Here is a 24130-nt window from a genome sequence, read left to right on the forward strand (position 1 = left end):
GCCGCCGTACGGGATGAGAAAGCCGGGGGGCTTTGTGATGGACGACAACCACGCCAGCTGACGCCTGCCCCGGTCCCGTGGAGGGGACGGGACCGGGGCACTTCAGCACCGACGAGTACGGACACGCACGGGACGACGAGGGAGGGGGACCCGATGAACACCACGCACCACACACCGACCCCGCGACACGAACACCCCGGGACCGAACCCGGGGACCACGCCGGGACCCACGGAGAGGAGATGGGGTGGGAGGAGTTGGTGGGGGTCGCGTTGCTCGGGACCGGGCGGCGGGGCGGTGCGCCGGGGGTGGTGTTGGGGGCGGCGGCCGTGGAGGTGGTGCGGCGGCGGGCCGGGTTGCGGCCCGCCGAGGCCGCCGCGCGGCCGGAGCCGGCGCCGCACGATCCGCGGCCGGCGCCGCCGGAGGCCGCGCGGCGGCGGCTCGCCCAGCTGCTGGCGGGCCGCGCCGGCGCGGGCGGGCGCCGGAGTACCGCCCCGGACCTGACGGAGCTGCTCCCGCAGTGGCTGGCGACGGCCGGCCGGCACGGCTACCGCGCGCCGGAAGCCCTGCTCCCGGCGCTGCTGGACGCGGCCCGGGCCCGTACCGACCTGCGCCCGCAGGCCCTGGCCCTGGCCGGGGCCCGCGGGCGGTGGCTGGCCCGGCTGAATCCGGACTGGCGGTTCGCGCTGCGCGGGACGGCGGGCGGCTCCGGAGAGCTGCCGGACCCCGCCGACGGGGAGGCGGTGGCCCGCCTGTGGGAGGAGGGGCTGTTCGCGGAGCGGGTCGCGCTGCTGGGCTCCGTACGGGCGCACGAGCCCGGCGCCGCGACCCGGCTGCTCGCCACGACGTGGGCCGCCGAGCGGGCCGAAGACCGGCTGATGTTCCTCGACTCGCTGCGGGCGGGCCTCTCGGAGGCGGACGAGCCCTTCCTGGAGGCGGCCCTCGGCGACCGCAGCCGTAACGTCCGGGCGACGGCCGCCGAACTGCTGTCGGCGCTCCCGGGCTCCGCGCTGGCCGGGCGAATGGCGGAGCGCGCGCTGGCCTGCGTCGGCCCGGGAAGGGTCGATCCGCCCGCCGAGTGCGACGCGGGAATGCTCCGCGACGGGGTGGTCAAGCGGCCGCCGGCGGGACGCGGGGAACGGGCCTGGTGGCTGGGCCAGCTGGTGGAGGCCGCCCCGCTGTCGTGCTGGCGGGAGCGGTTCGGGGGGCTTTCGCCGGAGCGGATCGTGGCGTTCCCGGTGCCCGGGGGCTGGGCGGAGGAGCTGCACGCGGCCTGGTGCCGGGCGGCGGTGCGCCAGCGCGACGCCCTGTGGTCGAAGGCGCTCCTGGGCCCGGCGTACGCCCCGCCCGCGGCGGGTCCGGGGACGGCCTCCCTGGCGGAGCGGGCCAGGCTGCTGGAGACCCTGCCACAGGGGGAACGGGCCGACTGGGTCGCGGAGTTCATACGAGCCCACGGGCTCTCGGAGGCGTTCCAGCTGCTCGGCGTGTGCCGGGTCCCCTGGGCGGGGGCGCTGGGCCGGGCGGTGGTCGACGCCCTCGACGCGGCCCGCGAGGCGGGCAGTTACCCGTGGAGCTTCAGCGGGGTCATGGGCCTGGCGGAACGCTGCCTCGACCCGGCACAAGCCCCCCGCCTGACCGCCCCGACCACCCCCGACGACGCCACCAACAACACCCCCGAGGACACCTCCCCGGGCGCCGCCGCGTACTGGGCGGAAGCCTTCCAGCGCCTGTCGTCCACCCTCCGTCTCCGCGCCGCGATGCACGCCGAACTGGCCCCGCCCGCCTGCGGATCGCCGCCGCGTGGTGAGGTGGCCGCATGATCGCCTACGAAGCGCTGAGCCCGGCGGAACGCCTGGTGTGGGACGCCTTCCCCGAAGGACTTCCGGTCGATCTGCGGGTGCCGGGGCCGGGCGGCGACCCCCCGGAACCGACCGTACGGGCGGCGGTGATCAGGGCGCTGCTGCTGGGGGGCGGCCCCCGGCCGCCGGGCGCGGTGCCCGCGCTGCGGCTGTCCGGGGCACGGGTCACCGGCCCGCTCGACCTGAGCGGCGCCGAGCTGACGCACGTCCTCGACCTCCAGGACTGCCGGCTCGACGCGGAGGTCAGCCTCTACGGGGCCGCTACCCGCACGGTGTCCCTGGTCGGCAGCACCCTGGCGGGCGGCATCGACGCCTGCATGGCCCGGATCGGGGGCCGCCTCGACCTGTGCCGCTCGCGCCTCGGCGGCCCGCTGCTCCTGCGCAACGCCGAAGTCTCCGGTGAACTGGTGATGGACCGCGCGGACCTGTCGGCCGACGGCGCCTGGGCCTTCGACGCGGGCGGCCTCACCGTGGCGGGCGGCCTCTGGGCCCGCAAGGGGTTCACCGCGCGCGGGGGCGTCTGCCTGCCGGGGGCGGTGCTGCGCGGCGGCCTGTTCCTCTCCGGGGCCCGGCTGCATCCGCACCCCTCGGGCACGGCACTGCGCGCGGAGCGTGCCACCGCGGCCACGCTGGTCCTCTCGGGCGGGTTCACCGCGCACGGCACCGTCGACCTGAAGGGCGCCCAGGTGAGCGGCCCGGTGACGTTCGCGGACGCCGTCCTGGAGGGCGCGGACACCGCGGTGGACTGCTCCGGGACGCAGGCGGCCAGCCTGGACTTCACCCCGGCGGCGCCGCCCGCCGGGGCCGTCGACCTGCGGGGCGCCCGGGTCGAGACGCTGCTCGACCGGCCCGGCAGCTGGCCCGCGAAGGTGCTGCTCCAGGGGTTCGTCTACGGTTCCCTCCCCGCGGCCGGCGGGGACCGGCGCGAGGCGGAGCGCCGCGTGGAGTGGGTACGCCGCGAACCGGGCTACGCCCCGCAGCCGTACGAGCAGTTGGCCAGCTGGTACCGCAAGGTCGGGCACGACGACCAAGCCCGCCGGGTCCTGCTCCTCAAGCAGCGCCACCGGCGGCGCACGATGAACCCGGCCGCCCGGCTGTGGAGCCACGTCCTGGACGCCACCGTCGGCTTCGGCTACCGCCCGTGGCTGGCGGCGCTCTGGCTGGCCGCCCTCGCCGCGCTCGGCACGGCGGTGTTCGGCAGCGGGACGCCGACGCCCGTCCAGAGCGGGCAGGGGCCCCGGTTCAGCGCGCTCGTCTACTCCCTCGACCTGCTGGTGCCCGTCGGCAATCTGGGGCAGCGCGCCGCCTGGTACTGGACGGCCCCGGCCCTCCAGTGGACGGCGTACGCGCTGATCGCGGCGGGCTGGGTGCTCACGACGGCGGCCGTCGCGGGCGTGACCCGCACCCTCAGCAAGAACTGACCCCCGCAGCGCGGGGGCAGCTGTCAGGCCTGGCGGACGTGGGCGTTGACCCAGTCGACGATCGCGGTCGTGGTGGCGCCCGGGGTGAAGATCTCGGCGACGCCCTTGGCCTTGAGCGGGGCGATGTCGTCCTCGGGGATGATGCCGCCGCCGAAGACCTTGATGTCCTCCGCGTCGCGCTCCTTGAGGAGGTCGATGACGCGCGCGAACAGGGTGTTGTGCGCACCGGAGAGGATCGAGAGGCCGATGGCGTCCGCGTCCTCCTGGATGGCGGTGTCGACGATCTGCTCGGGGGTCTGGTGAAGGCCGGTGTAGATGACCTCCATGCCCGCGTCCCGCAGCGCCCGCGCGATCACCTTGGCCCCCCGGTCGTGGCCGTCGAGACCCGGCTTGGCCACCACCACACGGATCGGACCGGTCACACCCATCGCGCTGCCTCCCGAGTGAACGAACGTTAAGTACAGCATTGCGCACGGCGCCGTTTCGCGTCCCCCCACGAGGGGGAAATCACACGTGGGACGCCGCTGATTCACCACCGCCCGGTCGCCCCGCCACCGCGCCGGCAGCCGCCCGGCACGGTGGCGGGGCCTCGTCGGCACACCACGGCCCCGCACCCGAGAGGTCCAGGGGAGGCCGTCCATGGGGCTCACGCTCGCGCCGCTGCCCGTGTCGCGCACCGGGGCCGCCCTCAGGGCCGCCGTGCTGGAGGCCCTCGTGCTCGCCGGGCACCTACTGCTCTACCCCACCGGGGTGCGCGCCGAAACCCTCGCGGCCGCCCTGGATCCCGAGGCGGCGGCCGCCCTCGACCGCCCCGTAGCGGCCTCCGCCGGCCTGCCGCCCGTCCTGCTCCTGCACGGTTTCACCGACAACCGTTCGGTCTTCGTCCTGCTGCGCCGCGCGCTCGGCGCGGGCGGCCGGCGGCGCGTGGAGACGTACAACTATTCGCCCTTCACCCGGGACCTGCGCGTCATCGCCGGTCACCTCGGCCGGCGCGTCGAGGAGCTGTGCGAGCGGTCCGGGCAGGACCGGGTGGACCTCGTCGGCCACAGCCTGGGCGGGCTGGTCGCGCGGTATTACATCCAGTGCCTGGGCGGCGACGCGCGCGTGCGGACGCTGGTCACCCTGGGCACCCCGCACGAGGGCACGCGGGTGGCGCCCTTCATGGACGCGCACCCCCTGGTCCGCCAGATGCGCCCGGACTCCGAGGTGATGGCCGAGCTGCGGGCCCCGGTGGCCGGCTGCCGGACCCGTTGCGTCGCGTTCTGGAGCGAGTTCGACGCGCTGATGGCGCCCACCGGCACCGCCCGCATCGAGCATCCGGACCTGGACGCGACGAACATCCAGGTCACGGGCATCGGCCACCTCGCCATGCCCGTGCATCCGGCCGTCATCACCGCCGTCCGCCGCGCCCTCGACGGCCCGGTCCGCGCCGCGGACGCCCCGCACTCCACCACGGACGGCGCGGCCCCTTCCACCGGAAATCTCCGCCCCACGGGAACCGAAAGCCAGGGCCCGGTCGTCTGAGACGCCGCCCGCCGCTCGCCGCCCGATCCCCCGCCCGATCCCCGGCGGATGTCGAACACATTTCGAACTCCAGGCCAAGGCTGGGTGTTGGCGCGACCGAAAGGCCGCCGAATGCCCGCTTCCCGGGAGACCGGCCCCCGCCGAAGATTGTCGTGGCGAGTAACCGGCGGGTACAGTCACGCCACTGCTCTCCTCCGGCGGAACCTCCCGTTCCCCGGCCACCCAGGCACCCAGGCCCCCACTGCCGAGGCGAAAGAGAAGTTGGTGAACGACCGCCCGACGTCGGGCCAGTATCCCGAAATGGGATACGACGGCCTTTCCACCACCACTTTCGCTGGTGACCAGCCTGCCCAGCCGTATGTTTCCTATGAAACACAAGGTCAGGGCTACCAGTACGTCACGGACTACGCCGCCACCGGCGGCGGTTACGACCCGTCCACCGCGACCGGCTCGTACGACACCACCGCGTGGACCTCGCAGGAGACCTACCTCTCCAACGTCCCGCCCCAGACCGCCCCCGAGGACGCCACCGGCTCCTGGGACACGAGCGCCTGGTCCCAGCCCGCCGCCGCGTACCAGCAGCCCGCCGCCTTCGGGTACGACCCCGCCGGCGCCGAGCAGACGCAGCAGTGGTCCGTCCCCGCCTACGGGCAGCAGGACACCGGCAGTTACGACGCCACCGCCTGGAACGGCGGCGGCGGTGCGGAGCACGCCGCGGACCCCTACGCCGGATACGAGGCCACGACCGTCGTCCCGGCCGTCACCGCCACGGACCCGGGCCCCGACGCCGACGCGTACGCGTTCGCCGCCGAGGAGACCTCCGTCTTCGAGCCCCTCACCTTCACGGCCGCGGAAGAGTACGTCCCCGAGCCGGACGTCACCGACGCCGTGCACGACCTGCCCACGCAGGCCATGCCCGTCACCCCCGCCGAGCCGCGCTCCGCGCGCCGCGCCACCGGCAAGAACGCCGCGAAGGGCAACACCAAAGCCAACGCCACCGCCAAGGGCGCGGCCGGCGCCAGCCGCCGCCGCACCCCCGCCAAGCGGTCCGCCCTGCTGACCGTGGCCGTCCCCTCCGCCTGCGTGATGGGGGTCGCGGGAGTCGCCGCCGCCTCCGTCGGCGGGCTCACCGGCGCCGACAAGCCCGCCGAGGAGCCGGTCACCATGGCCGCCGCCGACCCGGCCTCGGTGCGGCCGGTCGCGGCGAACAACAAGCTCGACACGCAGCTGGCCGCGCTCAGCGCCGACGCGGGCGACTTCGCGGACCGCGCGAGCCGCACGCAGGAGCGCATCGACCTCAAGCAGCGCCAGGAAGACGAGAAGAAGAAGCGGGCCGAGGAGGCGGCGGCCAAGGAGGCGGCCCGCCCCAAGTTCGCGCTCCCGGTCGCCCAGCACGGCCTGAGCGCCGGCTTCGGACAGGCCGGCGGCATGTGGATGTCGGTGCACACCGGCATCGACTTCCCGGTCTCCTACGGCACCCCGGTCATGGCCGCCACCGACGGCACCGTGCGCACCCAGTGGAACAGCGCCTACGGCAACATGGCCATAGTGACCTCGCCCGACGGCACCGAGACCTGGTACTGCCACCTCAGCAGCACCAAGATCCGGTCCGGCAAGGTCAAGGCCGGCGACGTCATCGCGTACTCGGGGAACTCCGGCAACTCCACCGGTCCCCACCTCCACTTCGAGGTGCGGCCCGGCGCGGGTTCCGCGATCGACCCCGCGGCGTGGCTGCGCAACCACGGCCTGGACCCCACGTAACCCGTGACACGTAGCACATAACACACGTACCGGTGCCGGCGCGGGGCCCGCCGTGGCGGGTCCCGGCGCCCCCGGGCGCCGCTAGAGCTTCTGCACCGGCGCGTAGCGCAGCAGCAGCCGCTTCGGCTTGTCGTCCCCGAAGTCGATGGTGGCCTGCGCGTCCGCCCCGGCCCCCCGGACCTCCATGACGGTGCCCAGCCCGAACTGGTCGTGCGTCACCCGGTCCCCCACGACGAGCGCGATGACCGGCTTGTCGGTGGCGCGGCGCGTGGCGAACCCGGACGGGCCCGACTTCGTACGCGACGAGGACAGGAACGCCTCAGGCGACGTACCGAACGAGGCCTTCCCGCCGCCCGGGCCGGAGCCCGAGCCGAAGCCGGAGGAACCGCGCATTGGCCCGGCCGGCTTCTGCGCGGCGCCCGTCCGCTTCCACTGGAGGTACTCGGCCGGGATCTCCTCCAGGAACCGCGAGGGCGGGTTGTACGAGGGGGTCCCCCACGCGCTGCGCATGCCGGACCGGGTCAGGTACAGCCGCTCGCGGGCGCGCGTGATGCCGACGTAGGCGAGGCGGCGCTCCTCCTCCAGCTCCTTGGTCTGGCCCAGCGCGCGCATGTGCGGGAAGACCCCGTCCTCCATGCCGGTCAGGAAGACCACCGGGAACTCCAGGCCCTTGGCGGTGTGCAGGGTCATGAGGGTGATGACCCCGCTGCCGTCCTCGTCCTCGTCCGGGATCTGGTCGGAGTCGGCGACGAGCGCGACCTGTTCCAGGAACTCGGCCAGGGTGCCCGGGCTGGATTCGTCCCGGGCCTGCTCGAACTCCAGGGCCACGGCGGCGAGTTCCTGGAGGTTCTCGATGCGCGTCTCGTCCTGCGGGTCGGTCGAGGCCTGGAGCTCGGCGAGGTACCCCGTACGCTCCAGAACCGCCTCCAGCACCACGGCCGGTCCGGCGCCGGAGTCGACGATGGTGCGCAGCTCCTCCATCAGCACGTTGAAGCGCTTGACGGCGTTGGTGGAGCGGGCGGCCATGCCGAAGGCCTCGTCCACGCGGCGCAGGGCCTGCGGGAAGGTGATCTTCTCGCGCAGCGCGAGCGCGTCGATCATCGCCTCGGCGCGCTCGCCGATGCCGCGCTTGGGCACGTTGAGGATGCGCCGCAGCGGGACGTTGTCCTCGGGGTTCGCCAGGACGCGCAGGTAGGCCAGGACGTCCCGGACCTCCTTGCGCTCGTAGAAGCGGACGCCGCCGACGACCTTGTAGGGCAGTCCGACGCGGATGAAGATCTCTTCGAACACGCGCGACTGCGCGTTCGTCCGGTAGAAGATCGCCACGTCGCCCGCCTTGGCGTCGCCCGCGTCCGTCAGCCGGTCGATCTCGTCGGCGACGAACTGGGCCTCGTCGTGCTCGGTGTCCGCGACGTAGCCGGTGATCACCGCGCCCGAGCCGGCCTCGGTCCACAGGTTCTTCGCGCGGCGGTTCTCGTTGCGCTCGATGACCGCGTTGGCCGCCGACAGGATCGTCTGGGTGGAGCGGTAGTTCTGCTCCAGCAGGATCGTCGTGGCGTCCTTGTAGTCCTCCTCGAACTGGAGGATGTTGCGGATGGTCGCACCGCGGAAGGCGTAGATCGACTGGTCGGCGTCGCCCACGACGCAGAGCTCGGCGGGCGGCAGGTCCGGGTATCCGGGGCCGACGAGCTCGCGCACGAGGGTGTACTGGGCGTGGTTGGTGTCCTGGTACTCGTCGACCAGTACGTGGCGGAAGCGGCGCCGGTAGTGCTCGGCGACGTCCGGGAAGGCCTGGAGCAGGTGGACGGTGGTCATGATGATGTCGTCGAAGTCGAGCGCGTTGGCCTCGCGCAGCCGCCCCTGGTACATCGCGTAGGCCTGGGCGAGGGTCTTCTCGAAGCCGTCCACTGCCTGGTCCGCGAAGGCTTCTTCGTCGATCAGCTCGTTCTTGAGGTTCGAGATCTTGGCGTTGAAGGCCTTCGGCGGGAACTTCTTCGGGTCCAGGTCCAGGTCGCGGCAGACGAGCGCCATCAGGCGCTTCGAGTCGGCCGCGTCGTAGATCGAGAACGACGAGGTGAAGCCGAGGCGCTTGGACTCGCGGCGCAGGATGCGGACGCACGCGCTGTGGAAGGTGGAGACCCACATGGCGTTGGCGCGAGGGCCGACCAGGCTCTCCACGCGCTCCTTCATCTCACCGGCGGCCTTGTTGGTGAAGGTGATCGCCAGGATCTGGCCGGGGTGGACGTGCCGCGCGGACAGCAGGTGGCCGATGCGGTGGGTCAGGACGCGGGTCTTGCCGGAGCCCGCGCCGGCGACGATGAGCAGCGGGGAACCCGCGTGCACCACGGCCGCGGCCTGCTGCTCGTTCAGCCCGTGCAGGAGCGCCGCCGGGTCGATGACGGGCCTGGGGGCGCCGTCGCGGTAGTACGCGTCCCCGCTCATGGGTACGTCGAACCGGCCCCCGAAGAGGTCGTCCGCGCCCGGCTCCGGGGCGGGGTGGTCCTCGGGCGGCGGCGGGACCTCGTCGGTGGGGCCGAGGTCCGCCAGGAAGCTGTCGTCAAAGAGGCTGCTCATCGCCTTCCGAGTTTAGGGGGCGGGACCGACAGCCGGTCCCGCCCCCGGAAAATCGGCCGGGATCCGTACGGGAGGACGACGGCGCGGGGCCGTTAGCGGTAGCCGAGTACGAGGTCCAGCAGGCCGGGGAAGCGGGCTTCGAGGTCCGCCCGGCGCAGGGCGAGGAGGTGCCTGCGGCCCCGGGGGTGCTGGAGGATGACGCCGCTCTCGCGCAGGGTCCTGATGTGGTGCGTGACGCTGGAGCGGGGCAGGTCGGGCACGACGTCCCCGCAGCAGGACTCCTCGGCGGCGGCCAGCCGCCGGACGATCTCCAGCCGGGCGGGGTGTCCCAGCGCCGCGAGAACGGCGGCCAGCTCGATCCGGTCGGCGGCGGGATGGGTCGGCTCGGCGGCGCGGGCGGGCGTCATGCGGCCAGCCTACGCAGGCCGCGCGGGGTGCGGCCGCGGGTCCGCGCGGGGTGCGGCCCCGGGTCCGCGCGGGGTGCGGCCCCGGGTCCGCGCGGGCCGCCGCCGCAGGCCGGCGCGGCCCTGCCACGCGGGCCGCGCGGGCCGCCGCCGCGGCCGCGCGGGCCCGCCGAAGACCGCTGTCGGGGTGCCGGAGGGTGCCCCGTACGCTCGTCGGCATGACTGTCCTCACCCAGGTCTTCGTCGGCCTCCACATCATCGGCATAGCCTCCCTCCTCGGCGGTTTCCTGACCCAGCTGAAGGCCATGGGCGCGGGCACGGCCCGCTTCGTGCCCGCGATGCTGCACGGCGCGCTGACCATGCTGGTCACCGGTGTCCTGCTGGTCGGCTTCCACGAGATGGGCGACGGCGCGCCCCTGAACAACGTCAAGATCGGCGTGAAGCTGGCGGTCCTCTTCGTGATCCTGGCGCTGGTCTACGTCAAGCGCGACGAGGAGCACGTGGAGAAGGGCCTCTTCGCCGCCGTCGGCGGGCTGACCGTCGCCAACATCTTCATCGCCGTCCTCTGGCACTGATCGCCTCCGATCAGCCCCCTTCCGGTCATCGGCGGTCGGCAACGGCCAGTTCCGCGCATTCCGTCATCGTCCCGTGACCTTCCGGTTTAGCGTCCTCCCCCAGGACCGACGGAAGGACGTGAGGCCCGCGTGGCCAGTCATCGAAAGCCCAGGCAGCGCCCGCTCTCCGGCGGCGCCGTACGGACCGCCGCCGCCCTCGCCCTCGCGGGCGCTGCCACCGCCACCGCCTGCGAAGGCACCTCGTACGCCGACCCCCAGCCCACCCCCGCCCAGGTCAAGGCGGAGGTCGACCGCTTGTACGGGGACGCCGAGGCGGCGACGGAGCGGTACGACGGGGCGAAGGTCAAGGCCGACGAGACCGAGCGGGAGCTGTCCGCCCTGCGCGACGAGGCCGCCCGCAAGGCGGACCGGCTGAACACCGCCCGGCGCTCGCTCGGCTCGCTGGCCACCACCCAGTACCGCAGCGGCGGCCTCGGCCCGGCCCTCCAGCTCGCGATGGCCACCGACCCGCAGGACTACCTGGAGCGGGCCTCCCTGCTGACCCGGGCCGGCGACCGGACCGCCGCCGAGGTGGCCTCCGTACGGCGCGGCCTCGACGAGGCCGGGCAGCTGCGCGACCGGGCCGCCGGGCGGCTCGCGGACCTGCGGGCCCGGCAGGGCGAGCTGGCGGAGCAGAAGGCCGTCATCGAGGGCAAGATCGACGCGGCCCGGCGCCTGCTGGCCCGGCTCACCGCCGAGGAACGGGCGGCGTACGAGGCCGGGCCGGCTACCGCCGGGGCGACCGCCGCCCAGGCCGCCACCCACGGCGGGACCCCGGCCCCGCCGCCCCCCGGCGACGGCTCGCGGGCCGCCCGCGCGGTGGCGTTCGCGTACGCCGCGATCGGCAAGCCGTACGTCTGGGGCGCGACCGGCCCCGGCGGGTACGACTGCTCGGGGCTGACCCAGGCGGCCTGGCGCGCGGCCGGGGTCTCCCTGCCCCGCACCACCTACACCCAGATCAACGCCGGACGGCGGGTCGCGCGGGACCAGCTCGCCCCCGGTGACCTGGTCTTCTTCTACTCCGGGGTGACCCACGTCGGCATGTACATCGGCAACGGCCAGATGATCCACGCCCCGCGCCCCGGCTCCACGGTCCGGCTGGCGCCGGTGGACTCCATGCCCTGGGCGGGTGCCAGCCGCCCCGCCTAGACCGCGCTCCCGGCTACGTCCCTTGACGGCTACGGCGCCTTGACCGTCTTGCTGAGCCAGTCGAAGGTCTGCGGGAGCTGCTTCGACCACGACTCCAGGTTGTGGCCGCCGGTCACCTTCTCCGCGTGCACCGTGGTCGGGCTCTGGGCGAGCGCCTTGAGGTCCGTGCCGGACAGGTAGCCGTCCTGCTCCGCCCCCGACATCCACAGCGCGACCGGCGGCGGCGTGGGCGCGGCCTGCAGGACGGCCTTCAGGTTGTGGGTGCGGCGCAGCTCCGGGTCCTTCGCGACCAGCGACGTGGGCTCCTGGCCGGGGTCGTTGTAGCCGGAGAGGGAGACGGCCGCGCTGTAGCGGTCGGGGTGCAGGACGGCCAGCTTGGCGGCGCAGTACGCGCCGGCCGAGTACCCGGCGACGCCCCAGCTGCGGGCCTCGTCGGAGACCCGGAAGTTGTCGGTGACCATCTTGCGGACGTCGACGCTGAACCAGCTGTCCGCGTTGACCTTGCCGGGGATGTTGGCGCAGCCGGTGTCGGCGTTGCCCAGCAGCATCGCGCGCGGCGAGACCAGGACGAAGGGCTGCACCTTGCCCTGCTTCATCAGGGGCTCCAGCACCTCGTGCGCCTTGAGTCCCTGGAACCAGGACTTGCCCGTGCCGGGGATGCCGGGGATGAGTTCGACGACGGGGAACTTCTTGTCCTTGTAGGCGGGGTCGTCGTACTGGGGCGGCAGCCACACCATGACGTCGCCCTTGACCCCGGATATCTTCCCGTCGAGTTCGGTCTTGCGCACGCGCCCGCCGAGGCCCTCGACCGGCTCGAAGCTCTGGCGCACCTTGGGTTCGGCCCTGACCTCGTCGGCCTTCTTCCCGCCGAGGCCGTCGGGGCCGAGGTCGGGGGCGGCGGTGACGTACTTCCCGGTGCCGAAGAGGTCGCCCCAGCTCGCGTAGAAGTTCATGTCCCGGTTGACCGCGACGAACACCAGCAGCACGGCGGTGACCTGCGCGAAGACCAGCATGGAGCCGCGCGCGGCCAGGCGCAGCGCGGCGGGCCCGCGCACCTTGCTCCACACGGCCAGCGGCAGGGCGACGGCGGTCACGGTCAGGGCGACCGCCGTCGCGAAGAAGGGGGTCCCCGTCAGGCTCATCACGACACCGAAGAGTCCGGCGCACGGTCTCGCGGTTGCCCCCGGCCCCTGCGGCGTGGATCACACCGCGGGGGCCGCGGCCGGCGGATCAGACCAGGCGGCGGGCGGTGGCCCAGCGGGTCAGCTCGTGGCGGTTGGAGAGCTGGAGCTTGCGCAGCACCGCCGAGACGTGCGACTCGACCGTCTTGACCGAGATGAACAGCTGCTTGGCGATCTCCTTGTACGCGTACCCGCGCGCGATGAGCCGCAGCACCTCGCGCTCGCGCTGGGTGAGCCGGTCCAGGTCCTCGTCGACCGGCGGGGCGTCGGTGGAGGCGAAGGCGTCCAGGACGAAGCCGGCCAGCCGGGGCGAGAACACCGCGTCGCCGTCCTGGACCCGGAAGACGGAGTCCACCAGGTCGGTGCCGGTGATGGTCTTGGTGACGTACCCGCGGGCGCCGCCGCGGATGACGCCGATGACGTCCTCGGCGGCGTCCGACACGGACAGGGCCAGGAACCGTACCGGGTTCTCGGCGGCCGACATCAGCGGGGCGCAGCGGCGCAGCACCTCGACGCCGCCGCCGCCGGGCAGGTGCACGTCCAGGAGCACCACCTCGGGGCGGGTGGCGGTGATGACGGTGACGGCCTGGTCCACGTCGGCGGCCTCGCCGACGACCTCCACGCCGGTGCGGGCGGTCTCGCCGATCTCCGCCTGTACCCCGGTGCGGAACATGCGGTGGTCGTCGACGAGCACGACCCGGACCCGCCTGCCCCCGGTCTCGTTCACAGCGCTGCCCTCGGTGCTCATGCCGCCCTCTCCATCTCCAGCTCGACTTCCGTGCCACCGTCGGGCGCGGACCGCAGCCGGGCGGTCCCGCCGTTGCGCCGCATCCGGCCGATGATCGATTCTCGTACGCCCATACGGTCGCCCGGTACCGCGTCGATGTCGAAGCCCGGTCCGCGGTCCCGTACGGAGACGAACACGGTGCGGCCCTCGACTTCCGCGTACACCTGCACCGGGCCGCCGTCGCCACCGTACTTGGCGGCGTTGACCATCGCCTCGCGCGCGGCCTGGACCTGGGCGCCGAGGCGTTCGTCGAGCGGGCAGTCGCCGACGACGACCACCTCGATCGGGACGCCGTGGTGGTCCTCGACCTCGGCGGCGGTCTTCTTCACAGCCTCCGCGAGGGTGGCGGGCTCCTCGGCCTCGTCCTTGCCGGTGCCCTCGGGCTTGTACAGCCAGTTGCGCAGTTCCCGTTCCTGGGCGCGGGCGAGGCGGCGCACCTCGCCGGCGTCCTCGGCGCCCCGCTGGATCAGGGTGAGGGTGTGCAGCACCGAGTCGTGGACGTGGGCGGCGACCTCGGCGCGTTCCTGGGCGCGGATGCGCATCAGGCGTTCCTCGGAGAGGTCCTGCGTCATCCGGATCAGCCAGGGTCCGGCGAGCAGGGCTATGCCGACGAGGACGGCGAGGGTGGCGGTGAGGACGTTGCCGAGCTGCGCGGCGGATCCCCGTACGACGATGAACACGGTCAGGCCCACGCCGACGAGCACCACCCCGGCCAGCGCCCGGGCGGCCTGAAGCAGGCGTCCGTGGCGGCCGGCGGCGGCGCTCCAGTGGGCGCGGCGGGCGTTGTCGGCCTGCCGCCAGACCAGGACCACGCCGGCGCCGACGAGCAGGGTCGGCCAGACGTAGCGGCCGTTCGCGCCGCCGACGCGCAGCTGGGAGAAGAAGATGCCCGCGCCGACGGCCAGCGCGATCAGCCCGGACACCGCCCCCTTGTCGGGCTTGCGCAGGCGCCGGGTGCCGTCGGGCAGGGTCTCGAAGAAGGAGTGGTGGCCGGTCTTGCCGCCGACGCCGAGCGGGACGAACACCCAGAACGCCGCGTACAGCAGCACCCCGAGCCCGTCCCCGAACATGAACATGCCGAGGAAGGCGAGCCGGACCCAGATCACCGGCAGCCCGAGGTGCCCGGCGAGGCCGCGCGCGACGCCGCCGAGCATCCGGCCGTCGGCGCTGCGGTACAGCTTGCGCTGGGGCGCGTCCTCGGCGTCGGGTGCGTGCGGTGGGCGGGGCGGGGCGGCTACGGGCATGGCACCAAGGGTCACACGCGCGGGCGGGCGGCGGCATCAGGGAATCCCCCCGGTTCCCCCGGGGGGATATCAGGGTTGCGCCAGGGTCGTCACCGGTGCCGCGGGGCCCGGCGGCCCGTCACCATGGACGCATGACCGAAGTACACGACGCTCCGCCGCCGGATGCCGGGGCACCCGCCCCGGACGGCCGCCCGCCCCTGCGCCGCAGCAGGCACGACAAGGTCCTCGCGGGCGTGTGCGGCGGCCTGGGCCGGTACTTCGGCCTGGACCCGGTGGTGTTCCGGATCGTGCTGGGCGTGCTCGCCGTCACCGGCGGCGTCGGTCTGATCTTCTACGGCTTCGCGTGGCTGCTGCTCCCCCAGGACGGCGAGGAGGACAGCGAGGGCCGGAAGCTGCTGACCGGCCGGGTCGAGGGCGCCACCCTGGCGGCGGTGTTCAGCGCGCTGGTGGGCTGCGCCCTGTTCCTGTCGATGGCGGACAACGGGGTGATCGGCGGTTTCTCCGTCCTGGTGATCCTGGCCCTCGGCGGCGCCGCGTACTGGTCGCAGCGCCACCGCCGTCCCCCCGAGGCGGAGGCCGAGGCCCCGGCCGCGCACCGGCCCGCGCCGCCGGAGACGCAGGCTCCGCCGGTGCCCTGCAGCCCGTCGTGGTGGCGGGACCCGTTGATCAAGGACGGTACGACCGGCCCGGTCGGGTCGTCGGGGTACCTGTGGGGCCCGGACGACGAGATCGGCCCGCGGCCCGGTACGGCTCCGGCGAAGCCGCGCGCGGCGGCCCCGGCGCGCACGGGCGGCGGCATCGGCGGGCGGGTGTTCGTCCTGGCGCTGCTGGCCGGGGGCGCGGGCACGGCCTCGGTGTGGGAGGGCAGCACCCTCGCGCACGCCCTCCAGGTCGGGCTCGCCTCGGCGCTGGCCGTCTTCGGGCTGGGCATGGCCGTCAGCTCCGTCAAGGGGCGTACCGGCTTCGGCACCGTCGTGCTGTCGCTGATCACCGCCGGCCTGCTGGCGGGGTCGCTGACCCTGCCGCGCGAGATCGGCACCGACTGGCACGACGTGGACTGGCGCCCGGCGGCGGTGGCGGACGTGGCGCCCTCCTACCGGTCGGGCACCGGGCTCGCCACCCTGGACCTGAGCCGGCTGGACGTGCCGAAGGGCACCACCGTCTCGGTGAGCGCCGCCATCGACGCGGGCCGGCTGAGGGTGGTCGTACCCCGGGAGGTCACGGCGCGGGCCGACGTCTCGATCCGGCTCGGCGACATCCAGTTCCCCGGGGAGGGCGGCCCCGACATCCGGGTGAAGAGCGGCGGGGAGACCCGGCGGGCCACCCTGGCGCCCGCCGCCGGCACCGAGGCCGGCGGGACGATCGAGCTGCGCCTGGAGGCGGGCGTGGGACAGGTGGAGGTGGAGCGTGCGGCGTCATGAGTTCCAGCCGGGCCGGCTGCTGGCGGGTCTGGTCCTGACCGCGGTCGGGGTGCTCTACCTGCTCGACGCGGCCGGGGAGACGGATCTGCCCTGGTTCCTGGTGGTGCCGATGGCGTTGGGCGGGCTCGCGCTCGCCGCGCTGGTCGGGCTGGTGACCTACGCCGTCCGCCGCGACCGGCGTACGGAGGCGTCCGGGCCCGGGGAGGAAGAAGAGGGACGCCTCCGCCGGATCAGCGAGTCCACCGAGAGATAGGGCGCCCCGGCGAGGACCAGCGGGAGCCAGGCCATCAGGTAGATCAGGTCGTTGCCGTAGTAGTACGGGCTCACCGCCCAGGACACCGTGAGCCACAGGCTGAGCGAGATCAGCGCTCCGCCGGTGGCCGCGATCCGGGTCAGCAGCCCGGCGAGCGTACCGAGCCCGACGAGGAGCTCACCGACGGCGATGGCGGTGCCGAAGCCGACGGGCGACTTCAGGGCCAGGTCCACCAGGGCGGGGACGGCGGAGGTGTCGCGCACCCCCCGCATCAGCTCGCCGAGGGAGCCGGGGCCGGTGGCGGACAGGAACGCGGAGTCGGTCAGCTTGTCCAGACCCGCGTACACGAAGGTCACGCCGAGGAAGATCCGCAGGGGCAGGAGCGCGTGGCGGGCGGCCGTCTCTCTGAAGGACGGGGCCGCCGGCCCTGAAGGCACGTCAGTTCGGGTCACGCCCCATGTGTACCGCGTACCCCCTTCACTCGGCGACATCGATGCCGTAGCGGTTGGATTCCACCCCGGCGGCCGTCACCACCTGGATCTCGGTGCGGCCCGGCTCGACCTCCGCCGGCACGGGCACGGTCAGCACCGCGTCCGACGGGTTGGTGAACCCGCCCGGCACCGGCACCAGCGGTACGTGGACGTGCACGGCCCCGATCCGGACCACCAGCCGGGCCAGCATCTCCGGGGTCTGCGCCCCGGGCGGGACGAAGCCCACCCCGCGGATCTCGATGTCGTCCCCGGGGCGGACGGCCGCGTCCAGATCCCCGGGCTCCCGTCTGCGGACCACCGACAGCACGAGCGGGCGGCTCCCCTCGGCGTACTTCGCCGCCAGGTAGACCACCGCCGACAGGGCCACCAGCATGGCCAGCGACCACGGCAGCCGTGGCAGCCGGTCCGGGAAGCGGGCCAGCGACACCGCCGCGAAGGCCAGCACCACCAGGGAGACCAGGACGTACTGCGCGTCGGTGAAGCTGCCCCGGCCCGCGTCGTCCGTGAGCAGGTCCGCCCCCCTGGGACGGTCCGCCGGCAGCTTCTGCAGCCGCTGCCCCATGATCCGTACGCACACCACCCGGCGCACCAGCACCGCCACCCCGGACGTCAGCGCGAGCACCGCCAGCAGCGGCAGTGCCCGTCCCAGCGCCAGCCCGTCGTACAGGGCCTCGCGTTCGGGACCGGGCGAGGAGGCGGCCAGCCGCAGCGCGGGCAGCAGGGCGGCGAAGGCGGTCAGCACCAGCCAGGCCGCCGGGACCGCCTTGGAGGTGGACAGCCGGTTGTCCTCGCCGACCAGCGGGGCGAGCAGCCCGCCGCGCAGCGACTGGGTCCGCGCCGCGAGGGTGAGCAGCCCGGCCAGGACGAGGGCCGCGAGCAGCCCGGCGGTGCGGGCGGTGGACCAGCCCGTGCCGAGGGCGGTGCCGACCTGGACCACCAGCAGCACCCCGGCGGCGATCCACAGGGCGAGGACGGCCCGCCGCGACAGCAGGTACAGCCAGGAGTGCCCGGCCTCCCGGCCCCGGTCGGCGACCGTGCGCGCGGACAGGGTCAGTTCGTCGGACACCCACTGGCGGGAGGCGCCGAGGGAGTGGGCCACGGCGGCGGGGACGCCCTGTCCGGCGGCGAACTCGTCGCGTTTCTCCAGGAAGGCGGCCACCGCCCGGCGGTGTCCCTCCCGGGCTCCGTGCGGGCAGTCGTCGCAGGTGCAGCCGCCGCCGTGGGTACTTCGGGGGATCTCTTGGACAGCCACGTGCGTGCCGCCTCTCTGAACTCCGGTGCAATGCCAGCGAATTGTGCACCACTGCGGCAGTGCTCCGGATTGCCCACGATGTCAGAGCGGGTGATTAACCGTTCATGATGTTGACGTCACCCCTCCGGCCGCCTCCCGCAGCGGCTGGTAGCTGACCCAGGCGGCCAGGTCCGTCCCGAACCGGCCGCGCGTGGCGAGCGCGCCGCGGTGGTCGATCGCCACCGGCTTCCCGGCCGCCCGCGCGATCAGCTGCACCTGCGCGGCCCGCTCCGCCGCGACGCACCACCACAGCGCCGCCTCCACCGAGTCCCCGACCGTCAGCAGGCCCCGGTTGCGCAGGATCAGCGCCTTGTACGGGCCGAGCGCGCGCCCGACCCGCGCCGGGTCCTCGGCGCCCGCGTACTCGTCCAGCAGCGCGTGGTCCTCGTAGAAGGCGCAGGCCTCCTCCGTGACCGGGGCCAGCAGTTCGCCGAGGCAGGCCAGCGCCCTGCCGTACGGGCCCTGCGCGCGCACGACGGCCACCACGCCGGGCCGCGCCCGGTGGACGGCGGCGTGCACGGCGAAGGCCAGCTGGTTCACCCGCCGCGCACCCCGGAGCACCCGGCCCTCCCCGTCGACCAGCAGCAGGTCGTCGGGGCTGAGCCCGCCGAAGGCCCGCCCGAAGGGGTTGACCCAGTAGCAGTCCTCGAACTCCGGATCGCGTACGGAGACCTGCCCGGCCACCCCGTCCTCGTACCCCAGCCGCCCCAGCAGCCGCAGCCCCTCCGCGAGCCGCTCCCGGCGGTGCGCCCGGGTCTCCTCGGCGGTGGCGAAGACGGGCGGCAGCGCGAAGCCGAGCCGTTCGGCGGGCACGGGTACGGGTCGCTCGGCCACGGCCCCTCCTTCGTCTTCGTCTGCGTCTTCGTCTCGTCCCGGGTCGCGGCGCAAGGTACCGGCGGCCGCCGCAAGAGGCCAGACACGCGGCGAAGCCGCCGTCCCCTCGGGGAACGGCGGCTTCGTCACGGGCTGTCGGGGGTCGGCGGGAGGTCCTACTCCCACTCGATGGTGCCCGGGGGCTTGCTCGTGCAGTCCAGGACCACGCGGTTCACGTCGGCCACCTCGTTGGTGATCCGGGTGGAGATCTTCGCGAGGACCTCGTACGGCATGCGCGTCCAGTCCGCCGTCATGGCGTCCTCGGAGGAGACGGGGCGCAGCACGATCGGGTGGCCGTAGGTGCGGCCGTCACCCTGGACGCCCACGCTGCGCACGTCGGCGAGCAGGACGACCGGGCACTGCCAGATCTCCCGGTCCAGGCCGGCGGCGGTCAGCTCGTGGCGGGCGATGGCGTCGGCTTCGCGCAGCAGGTCCAGGCGCTCCTTGGTGACCTCGCCGACGATGCGGATGCCGAGGCCGGGGCCGGGGAACGGCTGGCGCTGGACGATCTCCTCGGGCAGGCCGAGCTCCTGGCCGACCATCCGGACCTCGTCCTTGAACAGCTGGCGCAGCGGCTCGACGAGCTCGAACTCGATGTCGTCGGGGAGGCCGCCCACGTTGTGGTGGGACTTGATGTTGGCGGTGCCGGTGCCGCCGCCGGACTCGACGACGTCCGGGTACAGGGTGCCCTGCACGAGGAAGGCGACCGCGGGGCCCTCCTCCTGCATGATCTCCAGCTGGGCCTGCTCGAAGACGCGGATGAACTCACGGCCGATGATCTTGCGCTTGGTCTCCGGGTCGGAGACGCCGGCCAGCGCGTCGAGGAAGCGCTCCTGGGCGTCGACGACCTTCAGCTGGACGCCGGTGGCGGCCACGAAGTCCTTCTCGACCTGCTCGGTCTCGCCCTTGCGCATCAGGCCGTGGTCGACGTACACGCAGGTCAGCTGGGAGCCGATGGCCTTCTGGACGAGGGCCGCGGCGACCGCGGAGTCCACGCCGCCGGACAGGCCGCAGATGGCGCGCTTGTCGCCGACCTGCTCGCGGATGGCCGCGATCTGCTCCTCGACGATGTTGCCGGTGGTCCAGGTGGGCTGGATGCCGGCGCCGCGGTAGAGGAAGTGCTCCATGATCTGCTGGCCGTGCGTGGAGTGCATGACCTCGGGGTGGTACTGGACCCCGTACAGCTTCTTCTCGTCGTTCTCGAAGGCCGCGACCGGGACGACGTCCGTCGACGCGGTGACGGCGAAGCCCTCGGGGGCTGCGGAGCAGGCGTCCCCGTGGGACATCCACACCGACTGGCTCGCGGGGGTGCCCTCGAAGAGGGTGGAGCCGGCCTTGGAGACGGCCAGCGGCGTACGGCCGTACTCGCGCGCGCCGGTGTTGTCGACGGTGCCGCCGAGGGTGGTCGCCATCAGCTGGAAGCCGTAGCACATGCCGAAGACCGGGACGCCGGCGCCGAAGAGGCTCTCGGCGTCGTCCAGGCGCGGGGCACCCTCCTCGTACACGGAGGACGGACCGCCGGACAGGATGATCGCCTTGGGGTCCTTGGCGAGCATCTCGGCCACGGGCATCGTGCTGGGCACGATCTCGCTGTAGACCCGGGCCTCGCGGACGCGGCGGGCGATGAGCTGGGCGTACTGGGCGCCGAAGTCGACGACGAGAACCGTGTCCGGGGCGCTGTCGTGAGCGGCGGAGGGTGCTTCTGGCACGGGGCGGCCTTCCGGCGGAGGAGGGTGGCTGTTTTGTCGATTCTACCGTCGGCCCCACCCCCGCTTTTGTCGCACCATCCAGTCCCCGCCGCCGGTGACCCCCCGCGACACCCCGCTCACAGCCCTCCCCGAGCCCGCCCGACCACCCGCCGCGCGGCATCCCCGTACACGGCGGCCTCCCGGAGCGCGTCCCAGACCCGGAGGTGGGTGGCGACGCTGTCCGCGTCATCGAGCCACAGCTCGGCGTGCCAGGCCTCCACGATCACCTGCCGGTCGTCATAGATCCAGAACCCCGTGGCGGGCGGAATCTTCAGCGGCGCCGCGAACGGCACGATGCCCAGCTCGACGGTGTCGAGCCCGATCACACCCAACAGCCGGTCGAGCTGCGCCGCGAGTACGGCGGGCGGGCAGATCCGCGCATGGAGCGCGGCCTCCCACATGAGCAGGTGGAACCGCTTGGCCGGGTCGTAGAGCGCCTCTTGCCGCCGCATGCGCGAACGGACGGCCTCTTCGGTGTCCCGGGGGGACTGCTGCAGCTCCGCGTAGCGGGTGAAGACGGAGCGCGCGTAGTCGGGCGTCTGGAGGATCCCCATGACCATGGAGGTCTCCCACCCGCGCAGCACGGCGGCGTCGGCGTGCGCGGCGAGGTGCGTGTCCTGCACGGGCTTGTGCCCCGCACTGAGCTGCCGCCTCCAGGAGCGGACGCCCTCCCCGCTCACAGCTCCCGCCGCGCCCGCACGATGACGCGCTGCGCCTCGGCCCCGAAGACGGCGGACTCGCGGAGCGTGTCCCAGACCCGGAGGTGGGTGGCGACGCTGTCCGCGTCATCGAGCCACAGCTCGGCGTGCCAGGTCTCCACGATCACCTGCCGGTCGTCATAGATCCAGAAGCCGCTGCCGGGCGGCAGCTTCAGCGAGGCCTGATGGGGAACGATGCCCAGCTCGACCGTGTCCAGGCCGATCACGCCCAGCAGCCGGTCGAGCTGCGCGGCAAGAACGGTAGGGGGGCAGATCCTGGCGTGGAGGACGCCTTCCCACAGCAGGATGTGATACTTCCGCGTCGAGTCGTAGAGCCCCTGTTGGCGCCTCATCCGGGAACGCACCGCGTCATCGATGTCACGCGGTGAACGGTGCAGTTCGGCGAAGCGGCTGAGGATCGCGCGCGCGTAGTCCGGCGTCTGGAGCACGCCGACGACCCACGAGGATTCCCAAGCGCGGAGGACTTGCGACCGCGCCTGCGCCTCGTTGTGGGCGTCCTGTACCGGTGTGTGACCTGCCGCGAGCTGGCGACGCCATGACCGGATGTGGGATTCCAGCCCGCGCAGCCGCGCCAGCAGCTCGTCCGCGGCTTCCGGCTGCCCGACCGCCTGGGCCCACGCCTCAAGGTCTCCGGCCGTGGCCGTTTGCCGGCCGTTCTCCAGCTTGCTGACCTTCGACTGCGTCCAACCCAGCCGTGCCGCGAGCGCCGTGCCGGTGACCCGCCCCGCTGGGCATGCTTCGCGCAGCTCTCGGAGCCTTGCTCCGAGAGCTGCCCGGGCCTGCTGGAAATCCGTACTCACCTACGCGCGTTCACTGGCAGTTCTACTCCCTCAGGCCTGACACGAACGTCTCGTACCGGATCGCGTAGTGCCAGGCCGCGTCGCGCACCTGGCAGTAGCGGTTCACCTCGGCGGGCTCGGTGATCAGCTCGGCACCGAGCAGGTTGTCCGCGTCATCGAAGTTCAGCAGGGCGACCAGCCGCGAGTCGAAGATCCAGAAGTCCTCGGCCGGCAGTCGCAGGCGGTCGGCGTCCGCGCGCCACATGTTGCGGATGTCCTCGCCGAGCGAGGCGTTCCGCTCCGCGTACGCCAGCAGGTAGCGCTGCCCGTCCGTCGGCGGGTCGTCCACGAGACGAACACGGCCGACCGTGGCGCCGGCCCCGGTCTTGGCTCGGATCGTCGTGGACCACTCCGTCTCCACGTCCCATTTCGGGCGCACACCCCGCAGGAACTCGGCATAGGTGCTGGTGACTTCGTCAGACGCGTAGCGGCGCCGGGTCTCCAGCCGCCAAGCGGTGTGCTCGAAGTTCTCGAAGAGGCGACCGAACGCTTCCAGGTCGATGGTGCGCGGCACTCGGGTCACCTCCTTGGGACCGAAATCGACGAGCAGCTCTCGCGGCACCACGATCGACACCTCGCCCGCGGAGAGGTGCTGGAGTTGGGCGATGTCTTCAGGATCCGTGAGCGGTGGGCCGTGGACGATGATCTCCCCACTGTCCAGGTCCTCGTGTGCAGCCGGGCAACCACCCTCGCCACTTCCCGTGCCATTGAATCGCAGTCGACGTGCCATGCGCCTGCCCCTCTCGTAGGTCGGTCGACTCAGGGTCACGGCAACGCATGCTCTCCGGCTACGACTTGACCGCTCCTGCGTGAGAATGCCCTGGCATATCCGTCTCCCTGGCGAGAATAGTCCGGAATAGTCCCTCGCAGGCAGCAACTCGACCCATCTAGCGTCCAGTTCATGGCATCGCACACCACCATGAGCCCGCCCGTCCACCTCTCCCTCCCCCCGGACGCCCCCAGACCCGCGCCGGGGTGTGACGTGTGTGCGGCGCTCGTGCGGGAGCGGCGGGAGGCGTATCGGCGGGGGGGACCGGTCGGGGGTGTCGGACTGCAACGTGGAGATCGTGGCGCACCGGGGGCGGGGACGGTGCTGAGGCACGTGCCCGAGGGCGGGGTCACCTATGAGGCGGTCTGCCGGGCGTACTGCTGCCCGGCGGGGTCCGGGCCGCAGGACGAGGAGGAGGCGGCCGAGGAGTGGGCGCTCGGGCACGCGCGGCGCAGCGGGCACGAGGTGTTCCGACGGATGCGGAGCGATCACGCGCGGGTCGTCTCAGGATATGGGCGCGGTTGACCCGGGGAGGGGGCGGAGGGTAATAATCCGGACATGCGTGAGCAGCTGAGCTTCCTCTTTACCTATGGCACCGGTCGGTCCGGTCGCCATGGGTCCGCGTGATGCTCGCTTGAGCCGCTGACTTCCCAGAGCGCCCCGGTCCGACAGGACCGGGGCGCTCTGGCGTTCCCCCCGGTCCCGCGGTCCCCACCCCCACCCAGGAGGAACCCCATGACCACCATCGCCCCCACCCCCGAGCAGCTCATCGCCGGCAGCCGTGAGCGGATCGACGCGCTCGACGACCGGATCATCGGGCTGATCCAGGAGCGGATGGCCGTCTCGGCCGTCATCCAGGAGGCCCGGATCACCTCGGGCGGGCGCCGGGTGCACCTGTCGCGCGAGATGGAGGTGCTCGCGCACTGGAGCGACGCCCTCGGCAAGCCCGGTACCGCGCTCGCGATGACGCTGCTGGAGCTCTGCCGGGGGCGGGTGTGACGGATGTTCGTCACCCGTCCGGACCGTGACCGCCCCCACGGGCCTTCGTTCTCGGGGTAATCCGCGCCAGCCAGGCGCGGGGCCGCGTCACCACGCGTGGATCCAGGGAGCGATGAGGCGCGATGCCGGAGGGCGCGCGCCGTGGGACCTCGCTCCTTCACGTGACCGGACGGCAGGGGACAGCAGCCCGGTCACCCCAGGAGAACGGCCG

At 73.4% G+C, this 24130-nt stretch carries 22 protein-coding genes and 1 pseudogene; 10 read left to right on the forward strand and 13 right to left on the reverse strand.

Features of this window, described 5'->3' with window-relative positions; translation table 11 throughout:
• Window positions 1–153 precede the first annotated feature (153 nt).
• Window positions 154–1818 (forward strand): DUF5691 domain-containing protein, encoded by a 1665-nt coding sequence (locus tag ACZ6ZT_RS27860; protein ID WP_469722756.1) that lies wholly within the window; start codon window positions 154–156, stop codon window positions 1816–1818.
• Entirely contained in the window at window positions 1815–3278 is a 1464-nt protein-coding gene (locus ACZ6ZT_RS27865) for an oxidoreductase (RefSeq protein ID WP_469722757.1), read from the forward strand. Before ACZ6ZT_RS27860 ends, ACZ6ZT_RS27865 begins: the two co-directional genes overlap by 4 nt.
• 23 nt (window positions 3279–3301) lie before the next feature.
• On the opposite strand, the gene ACZ6ZT_RS27870 is transcribed toward ACZ6ZT_RS27865, so the two are convergent.
• The gene (locus tag ACZ6ZT_RS27870) at window positions 3302–3706 is read right to left on the reverse strand and encodes a cobalamin B12-binding domain-containing protein (protein WP_469722758.1); all 405 of its coding nucleotides are present in this window, start codon (window positions 3704–3706) and stop codon (window positions 3302–3304) included.
• A gap of 211 nt (window positions 3707–3917) precedes the next feature.
• Between ACZ6ZT_RS27870 and ACZ6ZT_RS27875 the strand changes: the two genes are divergently transcribed.
• Both ACZ6ZT_RS27875 and ACZ6ZT_RS27880 read left to right on the forward strand, forming a co-directional pair.
• Entirely contained in the window at window positions 3918–4802 is an 885-nt protein-coding gene (locus ACZ6ZT_RS27875) for an esterase/lipase family protein (protein WP_469722760.1), read from the forward strand.
• A gap of 300 nt (window positions 4803–5102) precedes the next feature.
• On the forward strand, window positions 5103–6563 hold the full coding sequence (locus tag ACZ6ZT_RS27880) for a M23 family metallopeptidase (protein ID WP_469722762.1): 1461 nt from the start codon (window positions 5103–5105) through the stop codon (window positions 6561–6563).
• A gap of 81 nt (window positions 6564–6644) precedes the next feature.
• On the opposite strand, the gene pcrA is transcribed toward ACZ6ZT_RS27880, so the two are convergent.
• Entirely contained in the window at window positions 6645–9137 is a 2493-nt protein-coding gene (pcrA, locus tag ACZ6ZT_RS27885) for a DNA helicase PcrA (protein ID WP_469722763.1), read from the reverse strand.
• A gap of 92 nt (window positions 9138–9229) precedes the next feature.
• Entirely contained in the window at window positions 9230–9544 is a 315-nt protein-coding gene (locus tag ACZ6ZT_RS27890) for an ArsR/SmtB family transcription factor (RefSeq protein WP_469722765.1), read from the reverse strand.
• Between the two features lie 215 nt (window positions 9545–9759).
• Here ACZ6ZT_RS27890 and ACZ6ZT_RS27895 point away from each other — a divergent pair, with 215 nt between their 5' ends.
• Together ACZ6ZT_RS27895 and ACZ6ZT_RS27900 are read left to right on the forward strand one after the other, a co-directional pair.
• Window positions 9760–10116: a hypothetical protein gene (locus ACZ6ZT_RS27895; RefSeq protein ID WP_469722767.1), complete on the forward strand. Its 357-nt coding sequence runs from the start codon at window positions 9760–9762 to the stop codon at window positions 10114–10116.
• Window positions 10117–10245: 129 nt separating this feature from the next.
• Window positions 10246–11304, forward strand: coding sequence for a C40 family peptidase (locus ACZ6ZT_RS27900; RefSeq protein ID WP_469722768.1), 1059 nt, complete (start codon window positions 10246–10248; stop codon window positions 11302–11304).
• A gap of 29 nt (window positions 11305–11333) precedes the next feature.
• Here ACZ6ZT_RS27900 and ACZ6ZT_RS27905 read toward each other — a convergent pair whose 3' ends face one another.
• From ACZ6ZT_RS27905 to ACZ6ZT_RS27915, 3 genes are all read right to left on the reverse strand, one after another.
• Window positions 11334–12446 (reverse strand): alpha/beta hydrolase, encoded by a 1113-nt coding sequence (locus ACZ6ZT_RS27905; RefSeq protein ID WP_469722770.1) that lies wholly within the window; start codon window positions 12444–12446, stop codon window positions 11334–11336.
• Window positions 12447–12534: 88 nt separating this feature from the next.
• Complete coding sequence (locus ACZ6ZT_RS27910; RefSeq protein ID WP_469722771.1) at window positions 12535–13233, reverse strand: LuxR C-terminal-related transcriptional regulator; 699 nt, start codon at window positions 13231–13233, stop codon at window positions 12535–12537.
• Window positions 13230–14516, reverse strand: coding sequence for a PspC domain-containing protein (locus ACZ6ZT_RS27915; protein WP_469722772.1), 1287 nt, complete (start codon window positions 14514–14516; stop codon window positions 13230–13232). The genes ACZ6ZT_RS27910 and ACZ6ZT_RS27915 overlap by 4 nt, the downstream gene beginning before the upstream one ends.
• A 131-nt stretch (window positions 14517–14647) precedes the next feature.
• Between ACZ6ZT_RS27915 and ACZ6ZT_RS27920 the strand changes: the two genes are divergently transcribed.
• The gene (locus tag ACZ6ZT_RS27920; RefSeq protein WP_469722774.1) at window positions 14648–15937 is read left to right on the forward strand and encodes a PspC domain-containing protein; all 1290 of its coding nucleotides are present in this window, start codon (window positions 14648–14650) and stop codon (window positions 15935–15937) included.
• A complete protein-coding gene (locus ACZ6ZT_RS27925; RefSeq protein WP_469722775.1) occupies window positions 15924–16190 on the forward strand; it encodes a hypothetical protein in 267 nt (88 codons plus the stop codon). Before ACZ6ZT_RS27920 ends, ACZ6ZT_RS27925 begins: the two co-directional genes overlap by 14 nt.
• Here the strand turns inward: ACZ6ZT_RS27925 and ACZ6ZT_RS27930 are convergent.
• The 7 genes and pseudogenes from ACZ6ZT_RS27930 to ACZ6ZT_RS27960 form a co-directional block, all read right to left on the reverse strand.
• Window positions 16094–16681, reverse strand: coding sequence for a DoxX family protein (locus ACZ6ZT_RS27930; protein ID WP_469722777.1), 588 nt, complete (start codon window positions 16679–16681; stop codon window positions 16094–16096). The genes ACZ6ZT_RS27925 and ACZ6ZT_RS27930 overlap by 97 nt on opposite strands.
• A complete protein-coding gene (locus tag ACZ6ZT_RS27935) occupies window positions 16668–17933 on the reverse strand; it encodes a hypothetical protein (protein WP_469722779.1) in 1266 nt (421 codons plus the stop codon). The genes ACZ6ZT_RS27930 and ACZ6ZT_RS27935 overlap by 14 nt, the downstream gene beginning before the upstream one ends.
• Window positions 17934–18035: 102 nt before the next feature.
• The gene (locus ACZ6ZT_RS27940; RefSeq protein WP_469722780.1) at window positions 18036–18806 is read right to left on the reverse strand and encodes a class II aldolase/adducin family protein; all 771 of its coding nucleotides are present in this window, start codon (window positions 18804–18806) and stop codon (window positions 18036–18038) included.
• A gap of 155 nt (window positions 18807–18961) precedes the next feature.
• Complete coding sequence (guaA, locus tag ACZ6ZT_RS27945; protein WP_469722781.1) at window positions 18962–20554, reverse strand: glutamine-hydrolyzing GMP synthase; 1593 nt, start codon at window positions 20552–20554, stop codon at window positions 18962–18964.
• Window positions 20555–20670: 116 nt separating this feature from the next.
• Window positions 20671–21258: pseudogene (locus tag ACZ6ZT_RS27950) on the reverse strand (DUF5753 domain-containing protein); the annotation flags it as partial.
• An 11-nt stretch (window positions 21259–21269) separates the two neighbouring features.
• A complete protein-coding gene (locus tag ACZ6ZT_RS27955; protein ID WP_469722783.1) occupies window positions 21270–22112 on the reverse strand; it encodes a helix-turn-helix domain-containing protein in 843 nt (280 codons plus the stop codon).
• 22 nt (window positions 22113–22134) lie between these two features.
• Window positions 22135–22881: a DUF6879 family protein gene (locus ACZ6ZT_RS27960; protein ID WP_469722784.1), complete on the reverse strand. Its 747-nt coding sequence runs from the start codon at window positions 22879–22881 to the stop codon at window positions 22135–22137.
• A 189-nt stretch (window positions 22882–23070) separates the two neighbouring features.
• On the opposite strand from ACZ6ZT_RS27960, the gene ACZ6ZT_RS27965 reads away from it, so the two are divergent.
• Together ACZ6ZT_RS27965 and ACZ6ZT_RS27970 are read left to right on the forward strand one after the other, a co-directional pair.
• Window positions 23071–23445: a DUF7848 domain-containing protein gene (locus ACZ6ZT_RS27965; RefSeq protein ID WP_469722898.1), complete on the forward strand. Its 375-nt coding sequence runs from the start codon at window positions 23071–23073 to the stop codon at window positions 23443–23445.
• 210 nt (window positions 23446–23655) lie between these two features.
• Window positions 23656–23919: a chorismate mutase gene (locus tag ACZ6ZT_RS27970; RefSeq protein WP_469722786.1), complete on the forward strand. Its 264-nt coding sequence runs from the start codon at window positions 23656–23658 to the stop codon at window positions 23917–23919.
• The last annotated feature ends 211 nt before the right edge of the window (window positions 23920–24130 follow it).

Source organism: Streptomyces sp. NPDC102258, from assembly GCF_055584685.1.